The sequence below is a fragment of the Lysinibacillus sp. RC46 genome, from assembly GCF_041262385.1.
Lineage (GTDB): Bacteria > Bacillota > Bacilli > Bacillales_A > Planococcaceae > Lysinibacillus.
Window position 1 is genome coordinate 1 of the sequence record NZ_JBGCCF010000011.1, and the last position, 19,460, is coordinate 19,460.

Consider the following 19,460-nt stretch of genomic DNA (forward strand, 5'->3'; position numbering starts at 1 on the left):
CTATATCAACAACCGACCAAGAAAATGTCTTGGTTGGAAAACTGCAAACGAGGCTTTTAATGAGCAATTGTTGCACTTAATTTGACAAATCATCACAGGAAAAAGGAGTTATTCTTAAAAATTTGGTATAATGAGAGAGTAACGAGATAGAGGCTATATGGGCGATTGGTAATCAAATTTTCACCTATTTTCTTCGAGTCCTTGAAGAGAAAGGAGTTGATACCAATGACTATTTTTGAAGCAATAATGGTAGCTATAAGTTTCTCTACGCTTATAGTTTCAGTAATTGCATTGTCGTTTACTTTTACACAAAAAAAAGTAAACCGCCTCCGCCTGCCAAGCATGTGAGTCGGTTTACTTTCTTCTCATTGCAAATCGCCTTGTTACGAAGACCATTTGGTGCTGTAACACTAAATGGTCTTATATATTTTATATACATCTTCAATATGAACTATAACACGGAGATAAGTATTTATTCAATTAGAACAAATATTTACCCAAAATCAATAAATACAGAATGATAGGCTTTACAAGAAAATAATTAATTCAACATGAGAAAGAAGAGAACTAGATAGTTGTATTTTGCAAAGAAAAAATACATAGTTTTGCAATTACACAATGTTGCAACTTGACATGGAGGCCTCTGAGGGCATGAGTAATGAACCAAGAAGCCAGCTATATTAAGGGCTGGCTTTGCCTATACGAGGCTATCTGGTCCTCCTCTCCAAGTAAAGTTGCAACGCCAAATCAGGTTACAATACTCTGTCCTTTTATTTTGCAATACACAATAGTTGTCTGTTTTATGTATTATTGTATAAAATTCACTTGATGGTTTTTTACACTTTCCTATGCGGTATTTAACAATTTCAATTTCCAACGTATTAATGCGTGTTCAAGGGATTTTTCAGGTACGATCAAATGTGTTATGACAGCTGCTTTGACAGCTCTTGTTTGTTATTCAACTCCCATGAAAGAACGAAATAATCTTTCATTCTCTGTGATGTATCGCTGGTTTTTGCCCTACATGGATGGCTAACGGGGCAGTTTTGTTGAAGAAAAATGGTAAAATTAAAGAAACAAATTGAGGTGGAAATATGCTTATAAATGACTATATGAATGAAAATTTTCCTAACTTAATTCTTAGACCACCTTTGTTTTATAACTGGGAAATCAGCATACGGTTCGAGTTAGGGATAGAGTGGGATAGAGAATACGATTATGAAAATAGTCCTTATGTACAGGAGGTTTATAAAAGGGCTGTCACGCTGTTTGAATTGCTACATTTACAAGACGAGGAAATTGTTATTGTAGTAGATGTGAATGATTTTGGAGATGGAAAAACCTATAAGCACAAAGCGAGGATTTTTTCTCCATATGTCTATGATAAATCAGTCTTATATAAATTGAAGCATACAGAAATGCCTTATATTTTTCCTGAAGATGATGAGGACGGAAAATATAAAACACATAGGTTTACCCTTGAATGTAAAGTATCTGATATGAAGTACATTCCATTGTTAAAAGCAGTATGCAACCAGGATTTAGGGATTCAACCAAGTATTTTTCATAGGATATATTTTTTAAATATCAAAAGGAAAACCATTTTTCACGTTTATGATGATAGAGGATGTGATTTGCTTGCTACCTCACCTGAATCTATACGAGACATTTATAATACATACAATGATTGGATATTAGATTACGATAAGGACGAAATAGATAAAGTGTTTAAATAAATCCTTATTGTACTTCCATGAAAGAACTTAATCATCTTTCATTTTCTGTGGTGTAGCGCTGGTTTTTGCGCTACATGGATGGCTAACGGGTGTTTTACTTCAATAAGGGGTAGAGCCATATGACTAACGTAAGCAGGATAATTTAATAAGGATTAAATTTAGGAGGTTGATAAATGAGTTTCTGTTCATTTATAGCAACAAATTATGAAATGCCAGAAGTAGAAACAAAAGCGAAGTATATTACTGTTAAGGAAGCTATTGAATTAGAAATAAAACCACATGAGTTGGTACCTTGGGAGAAGATGGACCCTAATGCCCAAATATTATTTGTTGAAAATGAAGATGACTTAAATGAATTGGACATTAAAAAGGACGCTTACTATGATGTAAGTGGATATACAAGTTATCCATTCATTTATGAAGTGAATTTTATCTATTCGGAATTGAGGGCAAGGCAATTACTGGAGTACCTAAAAGAAAATATTAGAGAAGGACAGATATTAGAACTATGGAGAGTGTGGATTGGTCATGACGATAATGAAATAAATATACCGTATATTAGATGTTATTATGAAGAATTATCTCTAAATCATTTAGTACAAATGTACAATTGGAACCATGAAAAATATAAAGAACAATATTGTATAGTATTAGAAAGATAAAAATATAAATAATCCTTATTGAACTCCCATGAAAGAACTTAATCATCTTTCATTTTCTGTGGTGTAGCGCTGGTTTTTGCGCTACATGGATGGCTAATGGGGCGGATTGGTTAAAGAATAAATGTTATAATATGGATATGGTTGAAAAGTAGATTTGATAATGGAAGGTGTATTTGTGTGTTTTCATTTATTATTATAGCTTACTGTATATTTGTGGTAATCAATCTTATACACAAAAATAGAGAATCAATAAGACAATTAACGGCTAAACAATTAATTCTCGCTTCTTTTTCCTATCTTTCCACGGTGCTATTGGGGGTTATTTGTATTTATTATGGAGGTAATTGGATTGCTGGACAATTTTCAAATCGTTTTCTGCAATTAGTTGTTTTCATTTTGATAATAGTCATCACAATATCTTTATGCCAATGGCCATTTAGAAAAATATTAAATAGAGTTACATCAGGTATTTTTCCAAAGAATTGAAAAGTAAAAATTTTTCTATAGCGATTGTATCATAAACACAGTCGCTTCTTATGCTAACGTGGCAGTTTAGTTGAAGAGTGTTGTTTAACTTGTTGTTCAACAATCGGGCCATATTATTGAATAACAACCTTTTCTTTAGCTAATGTAGCAGGTTAATAATTAAAAGTTAGGTAGGATGTTATGCATAGAAAGCTAAGTAATATAGATTTCAGCTATTTTAATATACAGTTAGTCCTTTGTTGCCACATTTATTTAGGCAGTTTCTTATAATAAGTTAAAACCCCTTATGAAATTCAGAAAATAGACAATATTCCAATATAAATTTACACTGATTGGTGTATATGTTCTCTGGTGGAAAAAAATAACGCTATGCCAAATGCTTTTTATCATTCATCTGTAGCTGCTTATGGATATGCAGCTAATTATGATAAAGCAAGAAGTTATTGGAATGGTAGCAGTAAAGTTAATATTACTAAAACTACTTCATCTGCAGGTCGTCCTGATATTTATTCTGTCGGAACTACTTCTGTAAGTGGACTTTTAGGACAAGCAGGTGGATATAATAGTTCAGGGAGTGCAGTATCATTAGATAGTAACTGGGATTACGCTACATCAATTATTTATGATAATCAGATGAGAGCACAGTCAAATTATACAGCATCTCGTATAAATTTTAATGCTGCTCACGAAGTAGGTCATACTATTAAAATGGCACATGTAGGTATACCTCACGATTCAGTAATGGTTCAAGGTTGGTGGGAAATCCCTTCTGGTTTAACAAGTTATGATTCAGGTGAAATTAATAAAAAATGGTAATAGGAGGATTTCTATGAAAAAGTCACAATTTTTAACTATAACTTCATTTTCTTTGTTGTTATGTGCATGTGGTAATGATCAGGTAGCTGAAAAACCTAAGAAAAACGAAGAAATAGAAACCGTAGTAACTCATGGAAGCTATATTGCGTATGATGCTGAAAGCCAATTATTTAATGATGCTGAACTTGTTGTAATGGCGAAAACTGACAAAAAATTCGAAGATAGAGAACATGTCGTAAAGTACATTTCATCAAACAATGAATCTGACGCTGGTTTACCTCCAGTAATTGAAGATTTCTATACGAAAACACCAATCACAATTTCTAAGGTATTGAAGCAAGATGAATCTTCTTCAATAACTGAAAATGATAATCTAACAATTATAGAGCCAATTAGTTACGATGAACAAAAGAAATTATCAATTGAAAATTATGCTGAATTAACTGATGGGGAAATGTACATTCTATATTTAAAGAAAAATACTTTTGGTGAATATAGCATTATCAATATGAATAACGGTAGATTTAATTTAGAAAGTAATGATAAGATTCAAAGTATCTCTGAACATGGACATGAAATTGACAAAGAGAAACACGAAGAAATGAAATCTGATGTAGTGAAAAGATTTGCAAACGAAATGGAAGAAATCGGTATAGATCCACAAAATTAAAAAAAAATAATACTGCTATTCAATTAAATCAATTAATTTATCTGTCATCTCTTTGGAAATCGTATAAATAGTATGAGTATCATCTGTTTTCATTAATGCACTTTTTCACTATCCACAATCCAAAATTCTGTTTCTTATTATTTACATAAACAACATCCATATATAAATCTGGATTCACCATATTTACCATATCATTTTCCTGTACAGCACCTGATATTATATTACGGGGGCTTCAGTGCAATAAGGGTTGTTCGATCCACTTGTTCTGAATGGCGGTAACATATAAATAGAATCTCAATGAAAAGTTACCAAAGGACGCTTTGGGAAGGTTATACTTTAACTAACGGGTGCAGTTGTTGAATAAGCGCTGTGCTATAATTGGATTATATTGAAAAAAGTGTATGTTAAAATTCGAACAAAATAAATTTATATGTAGGGAGATGACTACTTTATGAAAAAGAGAATTTCTATAGTATTAACAACGATAGCTATCATTACTTTTGGTGTTTTTATTTATTATGGGTCTTTGACCGAGGCTAATAAGGAAACCGACAGTATTGTAATAGATAAAGATGGAGAAGTAGTAGAACCACTTAGTGGTAATAACGATAATATGGGTCATTAATACACATTAATATCGGCAGACATTTTTCTTGACGTTCTATTTGTACCAATATTCTCCTAAGCAATCGGGCGCTTTAGTGCAACAAGGACTTATAAGCTATACAAAACAATCATAATAAACGTTCCCAAATGTAAGTTTGGAAACAGACTTAAAGGCAACGAATGTTGTGAAATCAACAGTTTCGTGGCTTTTTGTATGCACATTATTTATACAGCTTTTTATGCAAGCAGCACAAACACTTGAAACATCAATATTTACACGATTATGGCTTACTGTTTAGTGTGCATAAAATCATGTATATTTCTTAGCGTTGTAAATCCACCTTTTTTAGTTATTCATTCATGTTCATCAAGCCATTTATAAAATGGCACATAGTTTGGATTGCTGGTAATATCCTTCTTGCGATGTGCATCATCTAATTGGCTTTGTAAGCTGCGATGCTGGTATCTTTTTTCCCTTTATTAATATTAGAATTTGAATACAGGATATTGCAAAATAACAGAAACAATGGAGGTATGAAATTTGAAGATCCGAAGAATAGATCATGTGGGTGTAATCGTAAATGATCTCCCTGCCGCTAAAGAGTTTTTTCTCGATTTTGGACTTGAGGTAAAAGGTGAATGGGAAATGGAAGGAGACTTAATGGGATATGCAGTTGGGCTTAATGACGTTAAAGTAGCGTGTGTAGGATTGGGAACGACAGACGGTCAGACATGGATAGAGCTAATCAAATTTTATTCACCGTCAGATGAAAAAGATTTTCAGCAACCCTTTGCAAATACACTGGGTATCCGACATATTGCATTTACTGTTGAAGATATTGAAGCTGTTGTTGCCAAATTGAAAAAGAAGGGTACGAAAATCTTTAGTGAGATACAGCAATATGAAGAAAGTTATAAATTATGCTACGTTCGCGGTCCAGAAGGAATTATTTTGGAGTTGGCTGAGGAAATCAAATAAGTTATGTTAATTAAAATGAAAGTACGACTCTGCGTTACTTTCTTATTTTTTTAGTTTGTGAAGAAATGTACTTAAATTAACGGGTGCGTTGATTAAAAATCATTGAGTTACATACGTAGCTCTTTTAAGTATTTCTAGAACTAACAATACAGGATTGTTACATAGGATGACACAAGAAAAGGCGGTAAGTTTTAAGTGAAAGAATTAAGAGACTTGATTTCAACAAGAAAAGCTGGCGTTACAGATTTTGATATAAAATCAGCTGAAGAAAAATTAGGTGCAGTTTTTCCTGAACAATACAAGGAACTTTTTCGATTAGTTAATAATGCCGAAATCGGCGAATGGACTCTTTTTCCGATCAAAGACCAAAAGAATCCTAAAAAAACTTGGGATGATGTCGTAAGGCAAAACCAGGATGCAAAAGATGAAGAAATGTCTAGTGATCTAATAGCTATTGGTGATGATGGTACAGGGGATAAATTATGTCTTCAAGTTATAAACGGGAAAATGAATGATGAAATTTATATTTGGAACCACGAGACCGCAGAAATAGAGGAATATACCTCAAATTTAAAGGATTTTATTAAATTGGATTCTGAAAACGGTGAGTTCGATGAAGATGAATAATGTCCAATAATAAGATAAACGCTTGTTCAACTAACGGAGCTTTACTTCAATAAGGAGTAAAGCCTTTTTCTACTTAACTATTGGAGCAAGCTATCTCAATAAAAAAGGTTGAATTTACCATTTCTGTGGTATTATGAATGTACTTTTAGAAGGGTGGGGCGAGTTCAGTTGAGTAAAATGAAGCAGAGTACAAAGTTAGATTTAGAGAGAATAGTTTTCATTGGGAGAACTTTTGAAGAGTATTTGGATATGTTCTTACTTTCAGAAGAAGAACTACGAGGAAAGAAAATACTTGATTGTCCAGCAGGAGCTTGTTCATTTACAGCCATTGGCAACAAATCAGGTTTCGATGTAACCGCTTGTGACATTGCCTATTATCATTCTGGTGAAGGTCTAAAAAATAAAGGTCTTCAAGATATTGAACACGCAATGAAGCATATGGAAGAAGCTAAAAACAACTATAAATGGGACTATTTTAAGGATGTAGAAGGTCTTAGAAAATTTCGTTTAACGGCTTTACAAGATTTTGATAATGATATGAAGAAATCGAGTGAAAGATAAATACCTGTTAAAATGCCTTCTTTGCCATTTAAGAATGATGAATTTGAGATTCTTCTCTCAGCACATTTTTTATTTATGTATGCAGATAGGTTAGATTATCAATTTCACTTAGAAACGCTAAACGAGCTGTTGAGGGTTACAAAAGAGGAAGTTCGTATTTTTCCTTTAGTTGATTTAGAGGGAAAAAGATATAAGCATTTAGACAAACTAATAAGATATCTTGCTGACAATAACTGTACTGTTGAAGAAGTAAAAGTTCCATATGAATTTCAAGAAAATGCTAATTCGATGTTGAAAATAAAAAAAGGTTAGAAGAACAACGTTGGGCGGTTATCTTTTTGAAATAATTTTTATTGAACTAACAGAGCTTTAGTTGAAGAAGGCTCATTTAATTGATCAAACTTTTTTATAAAATTCTCATACTTAGTTAGAAAGATTAGCTCCATTTTGATCAAACTTTTTTCAAAATGGAGTTTTTGCATTTGCTGATAAATAAAGGTTGAAGGTAATTTTTAATCAATCTTACATTGCAATAACCATCGCTTTTGAGAATCTAAAAGGGAGTAAATCGATGGTGATTTACTACCTGTTTTATTATTTCGTGAAGTTAAAAAGCAATAATAGTCCCATTTAAAAAATGTCTTGATAAAGTGTTTGCAATAAGCTTTTTATCGCTTATTGTTTCTGTAATTGCATTGTCGTTTACTTTTACACAAAAAATGTAAAGGCAGCAAAGCGACATGAGAGGCCACCTTCAAATCGAGAATGAAGGTGGCTTTTCTCATGTTATTTGCGATAGTTGGGGGATGGAGTTGGAGAGGTAGCTGACCGATAAAATTCGAATTATACAAATTTTCTGTTGATTTTTCACGAAGGGTTATGTCACACTATAGTAGTGGAATTATATTCCAACTTTTTTTCTGCGAAAGGAGATGTTTTTTAATGACAACTTATATGGTATTGGTGGTTTTAACTTAACCGAATATCGGGCATAGTAAATTCCAATTTTTGATTATAGCTTGGAATGAGAGCAACCGGGAATATCACCCGTGTTTTTTGCTATGCCGTAAACAGTAACCTTTCGTGAATACTGCTGTTAGCGGGATACGATGAAAGTCGTATTCCTTTTTGATTATAGTCGAGTTTTGACTTTTCTCCGCGAAACAGCAGCTTCTTAGGAGGCTGCTTGTTCGCGGTATTTTTATGCCCAAAAACAACTTTTAGGAGAGGATCTGTTCAATGATTGATTTGAAACAATACGGCTATATCGAAGCCGAAACGCTGCCGAAAGGTTTAATACCTGGAAGGGTTACGGAACTACAGCGAGAGCAATATACCGTCATCACCGAACAAGGAGAAGTGACCGCTGTATTGAAGGGCGCTTTCTACCACACTGCGGTGACTCGGGAAGATTTTCCGTGCGTTGGCGATTTTGTATTTTTACAATACAACGAAAACGGTGCTTCGCTCATTGCCAAATTGCTGCCTCGCCGCTCGAAATTTTCCCGCGCGGACTATTCGGGACACGCAGTAGGCTATGTCAAAACTATACTGGAGCAAGTCGTAGCAACGAATTTTGATTACGTATTTATCGTGTCATCCTTAAACTGGGATTTCAAGATCAGCCGCATCATGCGCTACCTGACACAGGCACGGCAGAGCAACAGCCAGCCTGTCGTAATCTTAACAAAAGCTGACTTGGCTACGGATTTCAACACACCGATAGCTGAAGTTCAGAAAGCCGCTCCTGATGTGCCAGTACATGCAGTTTCCAGCCACACCGGGAATGGTTTAGACGGGTTGAGCGAATATCTCCAACCAGGAAAAACCGTAGTATTACTCGGTATGTCTGGTGTGGGAAAATCTTCGCTGCTAAACGCTTTGATGAATCAGGAAGTGATGACTGTCAAGGCTATCCGCGAGGCCGACAGCCGGGGCCGGCACACAACAACGCATCGCCAGCTTTTCATGCTCCCTTCCGGTGCGATGGTTATTGATACGCCTGGTATGCGTGAACTTGGGCTGTTCGGTGCGGACGACGGGATCAGCGCGGGATTTAACGATGTGGAGGAATTATTCACACAGTGTCGCTTCAATGACTGCCGCCATCAGACGGAGCCGGGCTGCGCAGTTCTTGCCGCCCTTGCCGATGGTTCATTGGCACAAGAGCATTGGGAGCGTTACCTTGTACAGAAGCGGGAAAACAAATTTGTGGATGATAAATCGGGGTATCTCATAGATAAACGGGCGTGGCAAAAGTCGATTGCCATGCGACATAAGGGTAAAAAGGGAGGAAACAAGAGATGAACAACCAGAATGAAAAGTTTGTAAAGCCCGAAATACTGACGCTTGTTTTGAGTAAAATGCTCGACAAGACGATAATCCGCGCAAATTATCAACTTAAAGAGTTGCAAGGCGGGACAATAGGAATTGTTCGGCTTGTAACAGGCATGGTTGAAACTTCTGATGGTGAAAATCTGCCGTATAAGATAGTTTGGAAAACACAGAAAAAATTTGAGCGTTATGGTGATCCAGATTCATGGCGTAGGGAATACGACTTCTTTGTATCGGATTTCAAAAAGGTTTTCTCCGACTCGTTCCGTTGGCCGGAGTGTTATCACGCCGAAATAAATGGCGATGAGATTCAACTGTGGATGGAATATATTGATGGTGTGTCAGGCTTAAATCTAACCTCGGAAATGTATGAACGTATAGCCCAGGAATTGGGGCGATTTCAAGGCAAGTTGTACACTGAACGACCAAACATATTGCAGAATTTACCCAATTTAAGCAAGGTGGAGTTTATGAAAAACTACTATCTGCGTTATCGGTCATGGGATGTTTTGTATGATTATATACGGTCCGATGACTGTGAAATCCCGAAGCACCTGTGTAAAATGCTCATAGACTTAGATAGCAATGCGGACGAAATATTCAGTCGAATTGAAAAGCTACCAATAGTGCTTTGCCACAGAGATTTTTGGGTGGCAAACATATTCTATTCGGACAATAAAATCGTACTTATCGATTGGGATACCGCCGGATGGGGGTACATGGGCGAGGATATCGCGAGTTTAATAACTGATGAAGCGGACATCTGTCATATGATTGACTACTACCAAAAATGCATTCCTGCATATTACAGGGGTTTTTCGGAATATGCGGATGTGTCCCATATATCCGATCATTGTATCTATGAACTAATTCTTGCTATGTTCGGATACAGGCTCGTGGAGTGGTATAAATTCGCTAAGTCGCCCGAAGATAAAGCATTGCACCTTAGTACCTTGCAAAAAATTCATGAGATGAGAAATGTGTAAATAAATATAACTATTGTGTCATAATATATAAAAAACTGAATGTATCTGTTTGATGTATCGTTTTAATATATGGAATTTAACAATTTTAAAATAAGAAAGTAGAGAAAACAAATGAAAATAACTAATTATCCATTAATGAATAATTTGAGTTTTGTTTATTATTTCTCCTATCTATTTCTTAGAACTAAAAGTTACAAAACCCTTTAGTAGAGTTAGCATTGGTGAATATTTTGTGTACCCTATTTTGAGAAATATGGAAATGATATTTGGAATGTTTTAGGCCATGTGTGGAAGTGGCTTGACTTAGAGAGGAGATAAAAAGATGATTGAATTACGAAAAATAGATGGGGATAACATAGATGAAGTAATAGCGCTTGATGTTGAAGAAAACCAGAAAGAATTTATATTAGAAACTACTAACCTTAGATGCTTCGCAGACGCTCATATGTTGAACACAGATGGTATACCAGCTTCTCCATTAGCTATTTATGCGAATAATACGATGATTGGATTTTTGATGTATATTTATGATACGACGGATCATGAATCATTTCAAAATGAAGTTTATTACGGGGAGAAGGCCTATTTCATTTGGCATTTTATGATTGATAAGAGTTATCAGGGGAAAGGATATGGCAAGCTTGCCTTTGAAAAAATGTTGGCGGATATTGAAAATTTCCCATATGGGGAAGCACAATATGTAGACCTCTTCTATGATAAAAGTAATGTCATAGCTAAAGAATTATACGCCTCATTTGGTTTTGTAGAAACAGGCATCATTCAGGATAATTCGGTGCATGCGATTAAAAATCTAGATGAGAAAATAACAGAAGCCGTAGTAGAATAGAATCTCTCGGGAAGCAATGTCGAAGAAAAAACCGATTTTATTAACTCTGTTTTAGCAAAAATATAATATTTATACCACAGGCGCGATTGTTCATGATCTATTGAGCGATTCATTTTTTATAAAAATCAAACTTAAATATTTGCTAAGGAAGTATCCATTTTGATCAATCTTTTTTCAAAGTGGATTCTTTTTATTTTATTCAAAAATGCTGGCTTGCGAGGGTGTTTTGATCAAACTTTATTTCGAAGCAACACCAAGGGGTTTTCTGATGAGGAATTTCTAATAGGGTCGCGATATGTTAACTGTAAGACCATCCTGACAGATGGTTTTGGATTTCCTCTAATAATGGTATCTCATATAAACTACAACCGTATGGAATGTACAATGTATGAACTCCAAAAATAATGAATATTATTATTATCTTTACTTTGGCGAAATTATCCGTAATGGTGAGACAGAATCTTTTAGCCTTTTAGAATGAAATTGAAAGAGGAGGGTTCATGATATGTCGCAAAACATCATTCCTAAAGCCGCTGTGCGCGGGACAGCTTCAGGAGTTATCTTCATGGCATTTTTCGGTACTCTATGGGCGGGAATTGGAATTAGAGGACTGCAAGGTTTTGGATTTCTCTGGCTGTTGATCTTTTCCCTATTGATTGGTGTCATATTGCTTATTGGAGGAATCGTATTGATAACGAATTCAAAAAGGTTATCAAACGAGAGGGCGGAAGGGAATTCTCAGCGTTGGAAACGAAAGAATATGTGGTTCGGTATTATTTTCGGTTTAGAAGGCGTATTGATAGCCATTGCTGCCGGAATTTGTGGATCTACCAATCATTTGGATTTGTTTGTCCCTGTTATGGCTCTTATTGTCGGTGCTCATTTCTTTCCTCTAGCGCACCTTTTCCAGGTGAAGATCTATTATATTACGGGTTCACTTCTTTGTCTGCTTTCGGCAATCGCGCTGTTTACTTTCCTTATTAATGTTACCTGGGGTAATTATCAAATTATGGTATGGTGGACATCTGTTGGTTTTGGCTCAGCTTTGATATTGTGGGGGACCGGGGTGGCAGTTTGGATAACAGGCCATAGACTGCTAAACAGGGCTCTGAATGGATCCAAAGAGGCTTAGGTATTTTTCAGGTTTTAATGTTTTTTGAAGACTGTTTGCTCAAAGATTCTTTCAAATGTAGTGACACCATTGGGCACAGTTGATATTTTTGAAGGTGAAGAGTTGGATGTATTTATAAGATTCGATACGGTAATTGTGCCGAAAAAATGAGCCTTAGCTTAATATGCTAAGGCTCATCCGAGGTTCGCCCTTCGGTACACCGTGTATCTCTCTTTCTACTCCAACTCCCTGCTATCAAAAATATCTACTTAGACAGAACTTTTTTCTTATTGAACTAACAGTGTAGTTTAGTTTAATAAGATGCTTGTAATCAAGTGATAGGTGGTTGCAGAAGTGTAAAAACAGTTTTTGGGAAGAAATAGCGAAGTACCAGCCTTAAGTGGGCTGGTACGTTGTAAGATACAATATTTAAATTTGCTTTATCTACTTTGTATTTAAAAATAAATGTGTTAGTGCTTGTTTTAGTGAATAGCCTGACGATTTAATAAGTAATCTAAATCGGTATGTGTTGATTCTAATCCTCCTTCACGAATACCTTTTTGAGTCATTACTAACATTGGAAGGTAGGCTTCAGGTACTCCAGCACCTTTTAACATTTCTTCATATGAAGCATCGTCTACTGCTAATAAAGGAACTTCTTTGCCTAAGACTTCATTTAAAGTATCAACAAATTGCTGTTGTGTTAAATTTTTACCAGAAAGTTCATAAATCTTATTTTCGTGACCATCTGCTACTAAAACATTCGCTGCTACCTCAGCTAAATCTGGGCGATATACCCAACCGATTTTTCCTTCACCAGCAGAAGTTATCCAAGGGGCACCAGTCATACAGCCTCGAATTGTGCCAAGTTCATTTTCTACATACCAGTTGTTACGTAGAATCACATACGGAATACCTGATTCAATAATTGCTACTTCACCTGCTCTATGAAGACCAGCAAGGAAGAAGTCATTTCCTTCTGCTCTCGTAACACTTGGATAAATAATTTGTTTTACATCTGCTGCTTTGGCAGCTTCTACTGCGTTTGTATGCTGACGCATAACTATTTCAAAGTCACCAAATGTTGACATAATGAATAAACGATCTACACCTTTGAATGCTGTAAGTAATGTTTCTGGATTTTCAAAATCTGTTACACGAACTTCTAGGCCCTGCTCCTTATAGCTAAGGGCTTTTTCAGAATTGTCGTCACGCACACCAACAATTATTTCTTCAACTGATAATTTGGGAAGTAAGTACTCAACAATTTTATAACCTAAATTTCCAGTTGCACCAGTTATTAAGACTTTCATAGAATCTCCTCCACTACAATGTTATTTTTGATTTTTGTTCCTAATGCATATACTATTACCAAAGAAAGATTTATGTAAGTAGGCACAATTTAATAACATAGTCATAAAAATAGTACCTAAAGAAAAGGAGGTTTTATTTTGGCACGTTTTAGTTATCAAGATGAAACGGTCTCTGAAGAAACGCTGCAAGAAATTTGTCCATTAACAGTTGCTCAAAATGCAATTGCAGGCAGATGGAAAATCGTAATTTTGTGGCATTTAAGCAAAAATGAAATTATTAGGTTTAATGAATTATTGAGGCTGCTACCTGGTATCTCGAAAGGAATTCTAACTAGACAATTAAGAGAGCTTGAAGAGGATGGTCTAGTACACAGAGAAGTATATAAAGTTGTTCCACCGAAAGTAGAATATTCATTAACAGAGCAGGGGCAAAAGTTTATACCTGTATTAGAAGCAATGCAAGTTTGGGGTAAAGATTTACTAAATAAAAAAATATAGATGTATGAAAAACTTAAGGATTAATAATTATTACAAATACAGGTATCGAATTAAAAAATGAACACTCTCATATAGAATTCTTTTCTTATTGAACCAACAGTGGCTTAGTTAAAGAAGGATTTACTAAAATCAAAACATAAAGACCAAGTTAATCTACAAAACGTGTAGAATCAACTTGGTCTTTAAGTATTAACGGCAACAAACTATACGAATACAGCCTTTTTGAAAAAGAAATTATCACTGCCTAAAAATTGGTAGACAAGAAATGCGCTTTAATTATTCAGCAAAAGGGCGCTATTTTCGAATATATAAGTAAAACATGATCAAACCTTTTTTAATTCAAACCAACAGAAAGAGACCCAGATAGTTATCAAGGTCTCTGTTTTATGTAACTGAATTTTTTAGAAATGCTATTCAGCTAATCGCTGTTTGCGTACTCCTAAAACTATCGGACATAATGATAGTTTCGGGAATACGTGTTTTTATTCACATAATAGAATTTGACGTAAAAACGATTGCTTTTTAGCAACGCATCGATCTGATATCACAAAACCTGCATCTTTTATCATGTCATCAATTGTTTCAATTGTAACGACAATAACCTTATCGGCAATCCTGCGAGCGTGTTTTATAATATCAAATTGATCTTCTGGTGATGAATGCGTAAATAAGTTATAAGGTAAATCAATTATGGCGACATCATAGTGTTCCGTTACTTCCGAGATTGGACCTACTGTAATTTTGCCTGTTAATCCAAAATAAGCGATGTTTTCTCGGGCACCTTTACAAACATTGTAATATATATCTCGCCCTTCCATATTAATTCCCATGGAAAGGGCTTCAATAACGACTGTCCCAATACCACAACAAGGATCAATCGCTCGAATATTTTGAGGCTGGGGAACTGCGATATTCGCAACAGCACGAGCTACTCTTGTACTAAGTGCCGTTGAATAACTGTTTGGTTTGTGTAAATGTTTAAGCCAAATGGATTCACTCTTCATATACTTTCCAAAATACCATATTCCATCTATTAAAATTAGACCAAATACAATTTCGGGATGAGTTAGGTCTGGTTCTCCCTCAATGCACAACCCTATCTCACGTTCTAACAATCGACGCTCTGACTGACGAATTTTCTTCGTTTCACCTATATCCATACTATTTAAACAAACCACTTTAAAAGTTGCTTCATTTATGTTTATACCCTTCACCAATGTCTTGATGTTCTCTACGCTATTATCTTCATATAGCACTTCAAGTCGTTCTTGTATAAAAGGGCTACGGCTTGGATCAATTTTATTATTGCTTATGATATAGTTTGATTGGGAATCAAGGCTAAAAAATGAACGCATCTCCATTCTACATAGATCGTATTCGTCAACATGATGTACATATGTGTATATAAATTTATTATTATTTTGCTCGTTGCTCAATTGATTACCATCCTTTTATATTGTTGTTCACTTGATTTCACTATAGTTAATAAAAAACAAATGAGGTTGTTTATTTTGTAATCGTATCATAGGCGTCTCTATCAAGCCACTCGATACACATTTATGGCGAGATTCAATCGATTAGAGGGAATAGTAGAAATAATCTGTGAAAAGAAATAATATAAAAATAAACATCTATTCATTTCAACAGGTCAGATCAATTATAGGAGGGTGTTAAAATGGTAGTAAAAGAAGATATTATACATAGAAAGGGAGCTAGAAAGGCTAGCGATATCCCTGGTGACGTTTTAACGTTGTTGAATCAAGGGAAAATAGAGAGTGTTAATTTAACGGAGTGGCAAGCTGTTCACCATATTACTTTATTAAAAAATGTTCTACCATCCATTGGGCTAGAAGAAAAGTTAGAATTTATACTGACTGAGGTAGAGAAGCAAAAAGTTGAAACGGGAATGAAGGCCATACGTTTAATTGGAAGTTTGTTAGATACAGTCTTAATGGATGAGCGTGCAACAAAAAAAGAGGAGCTAATTACAATATGCGCTCATCACGTATCTGATAGTGTCCGATGTTGGGCGGCATTTATGAATAAAAACAATGATTATTCTTTAGAGGAAAAGCTTTTGTATATTCAACCTTTCGCAGCAGATCATCATTTTGGTGTTCGGGAAATTGCATGGATGTCAATTAGGGAGGACCTTTCGGCAAATATTAAGAATAGTGTAGATTTGTTAACGGAGTGGGCGAAAAGTGAAGATGAAAACATTCGTAGGTTCAGTTTAGAATCAATCCGTCCTCGCGGAGTATGGACAAAGCATATAGAAATATTAAAGGAAGAACCGCAAATGGCACTTCCTATTCTAAATTTGCTTAAATCTGATCCGGCTAAGTACGTTCAAGATTCTGTCGGCAACTGGTTAAATGATGCTAGCAAAACTCAATCAGAGTGGGTAATAAACCTATGTGATGAATGGCAAAAAGAATCTCCAACTAAGGCAACTGAAAGAATCATTAAAAAGGCTCAAAGAACAATAGTAAAAAGTTAATTGGCTATTGAAAAATGTATTCGCAATTGAATACGGAAAAGATAAAATCCGTGTAAATCCGTACATCCAGGTATCATCGTAACACCAATGACAGCAACAACGATGGAAGAAGGAGGAGCTCTTCCTTTCTATAAAACGTATACGCAGCTTCCATACTTTGGTGAACCAGAGGATGTAGCCTATGGCGTTGTGATTTTTAGCATCAGACGAATCACGCTTTATGACAGGTGCAGAATTAGTCATTGATGGCGGTTGGACAGCTATTTAATAAAAAGAGAAAAAGCTAGGCTTCATACAGAATGTGAGCCTAGTTTTTTGTTATGTATAAGAATGGATGCAAAAGAAGAGAATCTCCACAAAAAGGGGAATGAATACCTGTGTGAAACAGGGAAATAGGTAAGCAATAGAAATGCTCAGTTCAGCAAAAGAACTTTTTGGATAGAACTATAGTTAGGGTAGCGAAGTATAATGTTTATGGTAAGATGAAGACGAAAAGGGGTTTTATTCCATATTATTTACAGGCGCAGAAAACGATGCCTGGATTGAATTAATATCGTTTTAAATACTATTATTCATATGATGGAACGTACTTGGGGTTTGATCCTGCTGGCGGATATCCTGAGTTATATAGATACGTTTGTAATCCGTATGGGTTATTTGATAGAAGACGAGCTTACAGCGCCTGTGTATGATTGGAGGTATTAAAACATTATGCCATTATGGAATGACTTTATAAATGCTGAAATTCCCAGTCCGGGAAGCGGTAAATGGTTTCAAATCATAAATAATTCAAAGCAGTATTGTGTTGAAATAAAAAACGATGAACTCGTGATTTCTAGGTATCGTGAAAAGCACAGTATACAATATGACTATTTAGATTTAAAAATAATTGGCACAGATTATGGAGAATGGGGAGGAGAGTTAAAGGTTGTTTATCCGGATTCATCAGAAATATTATTAAAAAAATGTAATGTCAAATCAATATTTGAATATAAAGGAGATCTATATTTTTTAGAAGGCTTAGAACATCTGTATTTAAATACAGGAAGTTTATATCAGCTAGTTTACGATGGTACAAACTTTTCTATTAGAGAGTGTCTTGATTTAAAAGAATGTCCAATTGCTTTTTATATATTCAATAGTCACTTGTATATACTATCTAGCGAAAATTTATTTAGTTTATCTAGTGAAGATGGAACATTTAAAAAGAATATTATATTCAATAATTTCCCATTCAGTGCTTTTGTACCGAACTCACTTATTGTCTATAAAGGGGATTTTATTATAGGGATGAGAGGAGGATTAGGGCGAATAGATTACGAAAATACTAATAACGTGCAGTATATGCAATTGAAAAAAATTTGATTTTCAATTTTTTATTATGATGAGCCTGCTTTGGCAATGAAAATGTCCAAGATTGGAGAGAGGTTTATGAAAGTAGAAGAGGCTTTAGAAATAGTTTATGAATATACCATTGGTGATAACTCTGTTCTACATTCTATAAGAGTGGGATTGGGATTAAATGAAAAAAACTATCATTCATTAATTGAAGCAATGAAGGTACTAATTACGGAGTATTCAAATAAACCAGAAGTTCCTAAAAAATTAGCTTTATGTTTTGTAGATATCAGCAAATACTTTTATTTTCATGACGGCAAGTATTCTACAGAAGAGGAAGAAAAATTTGAAGATGCAATTCACGAAATAGCATATTTAGCAGAAGAATTATTTGGATAGATTTAAATAAGAGATGTTAAACACTCGGGACAATGAAAGGTAGTAGAGTTCGTTTTATTTTTGGATTATTACAAAGACAAATATTACATGGAGGTTGAATAAATGTTTTATAAGTGTTCATTTCAGCTAACACGAGAAGATATCGAAGAAGTTGAAATGTTATTAAGTTTTCAACTACCTCAAGAATTGAAGAATCATTACCTTCAATATAATGGTGGTTTACCTAAAGACCCTTGCTTTTTTGAAGAACAGTCAGATTTGGAAACTCGGGTACATGTTTTCCTTCCAATGAAATATCGTAACAATATCGGGTACACATTGGAAGAAGGATATTTAGATTTCAAAAACCGAAATATTATTCCTCAAAAGTATCTACCTTTTGCAAATGACGCGGGTGGGAATATCTTTTGTATAGACCTTGATTCAAAACAAGTGGTTCTGATTTATTTAGATTTAGGAGAAGTAACAGACAGATGTATTTATTTTTTAGCAAGTAGTTTTATGGAATTTATCAATAATCTCGAAGAATGCTTGGATGACGAAGTAGAAGATGATTCATATGAATTCTGATATAAATAAGAGTGAAATTTAGTTCCATACTATGAACTAAATCTAAAAGATAGAAAGTAAGAATCAAAATAAAGGGGATGTCCAAGCCCTTTTTTAAAGAAGGGGTCACCATAGACCTCACTACAGCTACAAAATTTTGATTCCAAAATGGGAAGATGGGCAATGGAGGAGAAAATATCTATGAGAAAATTAAATAGAGACGAGCTTATATTGCTTGTAACTAGGATAATGAATGCTGAAGGAAAAACAGAAGCGGGGGATGATCAGTTATTAGAAGAGTTTCTTCATAACGTAATTGATCCAGAAGCTGCTAATTACATTTTTTACGATAATTTACTCCCAGAGGAAGTAGTTGATAAAGCTTTGAGTTATAAACCCATTCAACTATAATAGAATATTTATAGTTTCTTAACGGAAAATC

The 19,460-nt window shown here is 34.7% G+C and carries 19 protein-coding genes and 2 pseudogenes; 19 read left to right on the plus strand and 2 right to left on the minus strand.

Annotation, left to right across the window (positions count from 1 at the left end; all coding sequences use genetic code 11):
• The first annotated feature begins 225 nt into the window (after positions 1-225).
• The 13 genes and pseudogenes from ABH966_RS11565 (at position 226) to ABH966_RS11625 (ending at position 12,442) form a co-directional block, all read left to right on the plus strand.
• On the plus strand, positions 226-348 hold the full coding sequence (locus tag ABH966_RS11565) for a putative holin-like toxin (RefSeq protein ID WP_370078498.1): 123 nt from the start codon (positions 226-228) through the stop codon (positions 346-348).
• 746 nt (positions 349-1,094) lie between these two features.
• Entirely contained in the window at positions 1,095-1,736 is a 642-nt protein-coding gene (locus tag ABH966_RS11570) for a DUF3885 domain-containing protein (RefSeq protein WP_370078500.1), read from the plus strand.
• A 173-nt stretch (positions 1,737-1,909) separates the two neighbouring features.
• Complete coding sequence (locus ABH966_RS11575; protein WP_370078502.1) at positions 1,910-2,398, plus strand: magnesium transporter; 489 nt, start codon at positions 1,910-1,912, stop codon at positions 2,396-2,398.
• Positions 2,399-3,235: 837 nt separating this feature from the next.
• A complete protein-coding gene (locus ABH966_RS11580) occupies positions 3,236-3,700 on the plus strand; it encodes a hypothetical protein (RefSeq protein WP_370078504.1) in 465 nt (154 codons plus the stop codon).
• A gap of 13 nt (positions 3,701-3,713) precedes the next feature.
• A complete protein-coding gene (locus tag ABH966_RS11585; protein ID WP_370078506.1) occupies positions 3,714-4,370 on the plus strand; it encodes a hypothetical protein in 657 nt (218 codons plus the stop codon).
• Between the two features lie 451 nt (positions 4,371-4,821).
• Entirely contained in the window at positions 4,822-4,995 is a 174-nt protein-coding gene (locus ABH966_RS11590; RefSeq protein WP_370078508.1) for a hypothetical protein, read from the plus strand.
• Between the two features lie 522 nt (positions 4,996-5,517).
• Positions 5,518-5,955, plus strand: a complete 438-nt coding sequence (locus ABH966_RS11595; RefSeq protein ID WP_370078510.1) for a VOC family protein — start codon at positions 5,518-5,520, stop codon at positions 5,953-5,955.
• A 195-nt stretch (positions 5,956-6,150) separates the two neighbouring features.
• Entirely contained in the window at positions 6,151-6,582 is a 432-nt protein-coding gene (locus ABH966_RS11600) for an SMI1/KNR4 family protein (protein ID WP_370078512.1), read from the plus strand.
• A gap of 168 nt (positions 6,583-6,750) precedes the next feature.
• Positions 6,751-7,455, plus strand: a pseudogene (locus tag ABH966_RS11605) (SAM-dependent methyltransferase).
• A gap of 927 nt (positions 7,456-8,382) precedes the next feature.
• Positions 8,383-9,450 carry a ribosome small subunit-dependent GTPase A gene (rsgA, locus tag ABH966_RS11610; RefSeq protein ID WP_370078514.1) on the plus strand — a complete coding sequence of 356 codons (1,068 nt, stop codon included), beginning with the start codon at positions 8,383-8,385 and terminating at the stop codon, positions 9,448-9,450.
• Positions 9,447-10,463 (plus strand): aminoglycoside phosphotransferase family protein, encoded by a 1,017-nt coding sequence (locus tag ABH966_RS11615; RefSeq protein WP_370078516.1) that lies wholly within the window; start codon positions 9,447-9,449, stop codon positions 10,461-10,463. Before rsgA ends, ABH966_RS11615 begins: the two co-directional genes overlap by 4 nt.
• Positions 10,464-10,785: 322 nt before the next feature.
• Positions 10,786-11,310, plus strand: coding sequence for a GNAT family N-acetyltransferase (locus tag ABH966_RS11620; RefSeq protein ID WP_370078518.1), 525 nt, complete (start codon positions 10,786-10,788; stop codon positions 11,308-11,310).
• A 505-nt stretch (positions 11,311-11,815) separates the two neighbouring features.
• Positions 11,816-12,442, plus strand: a complete 627-nt coding sequence (locus tag ABH966_RS11625) for a V-type ATP synthase subunit I domain-containing protein (RefSeq protein ID WP_370078520.1) — start codon at positions 11,816-11,818, stop codon at positions 12,440-12,442.
• Between the two features lie 423 nt (positions 12,443-12,865).
• On the opposite strand, the pseudogene ABH966_RS11630 reads toward ABH966_RS11625, so the two are convergent.
• Positions 12,866-13,734, minus strand: a pseudogene (locus ABH966_RS11630) (SDR family oxidoreductase).
• Positions 13,735-13,872: 138 nt separating this feature from the next.
• On the opposite strand from ABH966_RS11630, the gene ABH966_RS11635 reads away from it, so the two are divergent.
• Entirely contained in the window at positions 13,873-14,232 is a 360-nt protein-coding gene (locus ABH966_RS11635; protein ID WP_370078522.1) for a winged helix-turn-helix transcriptional regulator, read from the plus strand.
• 482 nt (positions 14,233-14,714) lie between these two features.
• Here the strand turns inward: ABH966_RS11635 and ABH966_RS11640 are convergent, their stop codons facing one another.
• Complete coding sequence (locus tag ABH966_RS11640) at positions 14,715-15,668, minus strand: TRM11 family SAM-dependent methyltransferase (RefSeq protein ID WP_370078524.1); 954 nt, start codon at positions 15,666-15,668, stop codon at positions 14,715-14,717.
• Positions 15,669-15,907: 239 nt separating this feature from the next.
• On the opposite strand from ABH966_RS11640, the gene ABH966_RS11645 reads away from it, so the two are divergent.
• From ABH966_RS11645 to ABH966_RS11665, 5 genes are all read left to right on the plus strand, one after another.
• Positions 15,908-16,732 carry a DNA alkylation repair protein gene (locus ABH966_RS11645; protein WP_370078526.1) on the plus strand — a complete coding sequence of 275 codons (825 nt, stop codon included), beginning with the start codon at positions 15,908-15,910 and terminating at the stop codon, positions 16,730-16,732.
• Between the two features lie 711 nt (positions 16,733-17,443).
• On the plus strand, positions 17,444-18,097 hold the full coding sequence (locus tag ABH966_RS11650) for a hypothetical protein (RefSeq protein WP_370078528.1): 654 nt from the start codon (positions 17,444-17,446) through the stop codon (positions 18,095-18,097).
• A gap of 66 nt (positions 18,098-18,163) precedes the next feature.
• Positions 18,164-18,469 carry a hypothetical protein gene (locus ABH966_RS11655; protein WP_370078530.1) on the plus strand — a complete coding sequence of 102 codons (306 nt, stop codon included), beginning with the start codon at positions 18,164-18,166 and terminating at the stop codon, positions 18,467-18,469.
• Positions 18,470-18,571: 102 nt separating this feature from the next.
• Positions 18,572-19,039 (plus strand): SMI1/KNR4 family protein, encoded by a 468-nt coding sequence (locus ABH966_RS11660; RefSeq protein WP_370078532.1) that lies wholly within the window; start codon positions 18,572-18,574, stop codon positions 19,037-19,039.
• A gap of 180 nt (positions 19,040-19,219) precedes the next feature.
• The gene (locus ABH966_RS11665; RefSeq protein WP_370078534.1) at positions 19,220-19,429 is read left to right on the plus strand and encodes a hypothetical protein; all 210 of its coding nucleotides are present in this window, start codon (positions 19,220-19,222) and stop codon (positions 19,427-19,429) included.
• Positions 19,430-19,460: the final 31 nt, after the last annotated feature.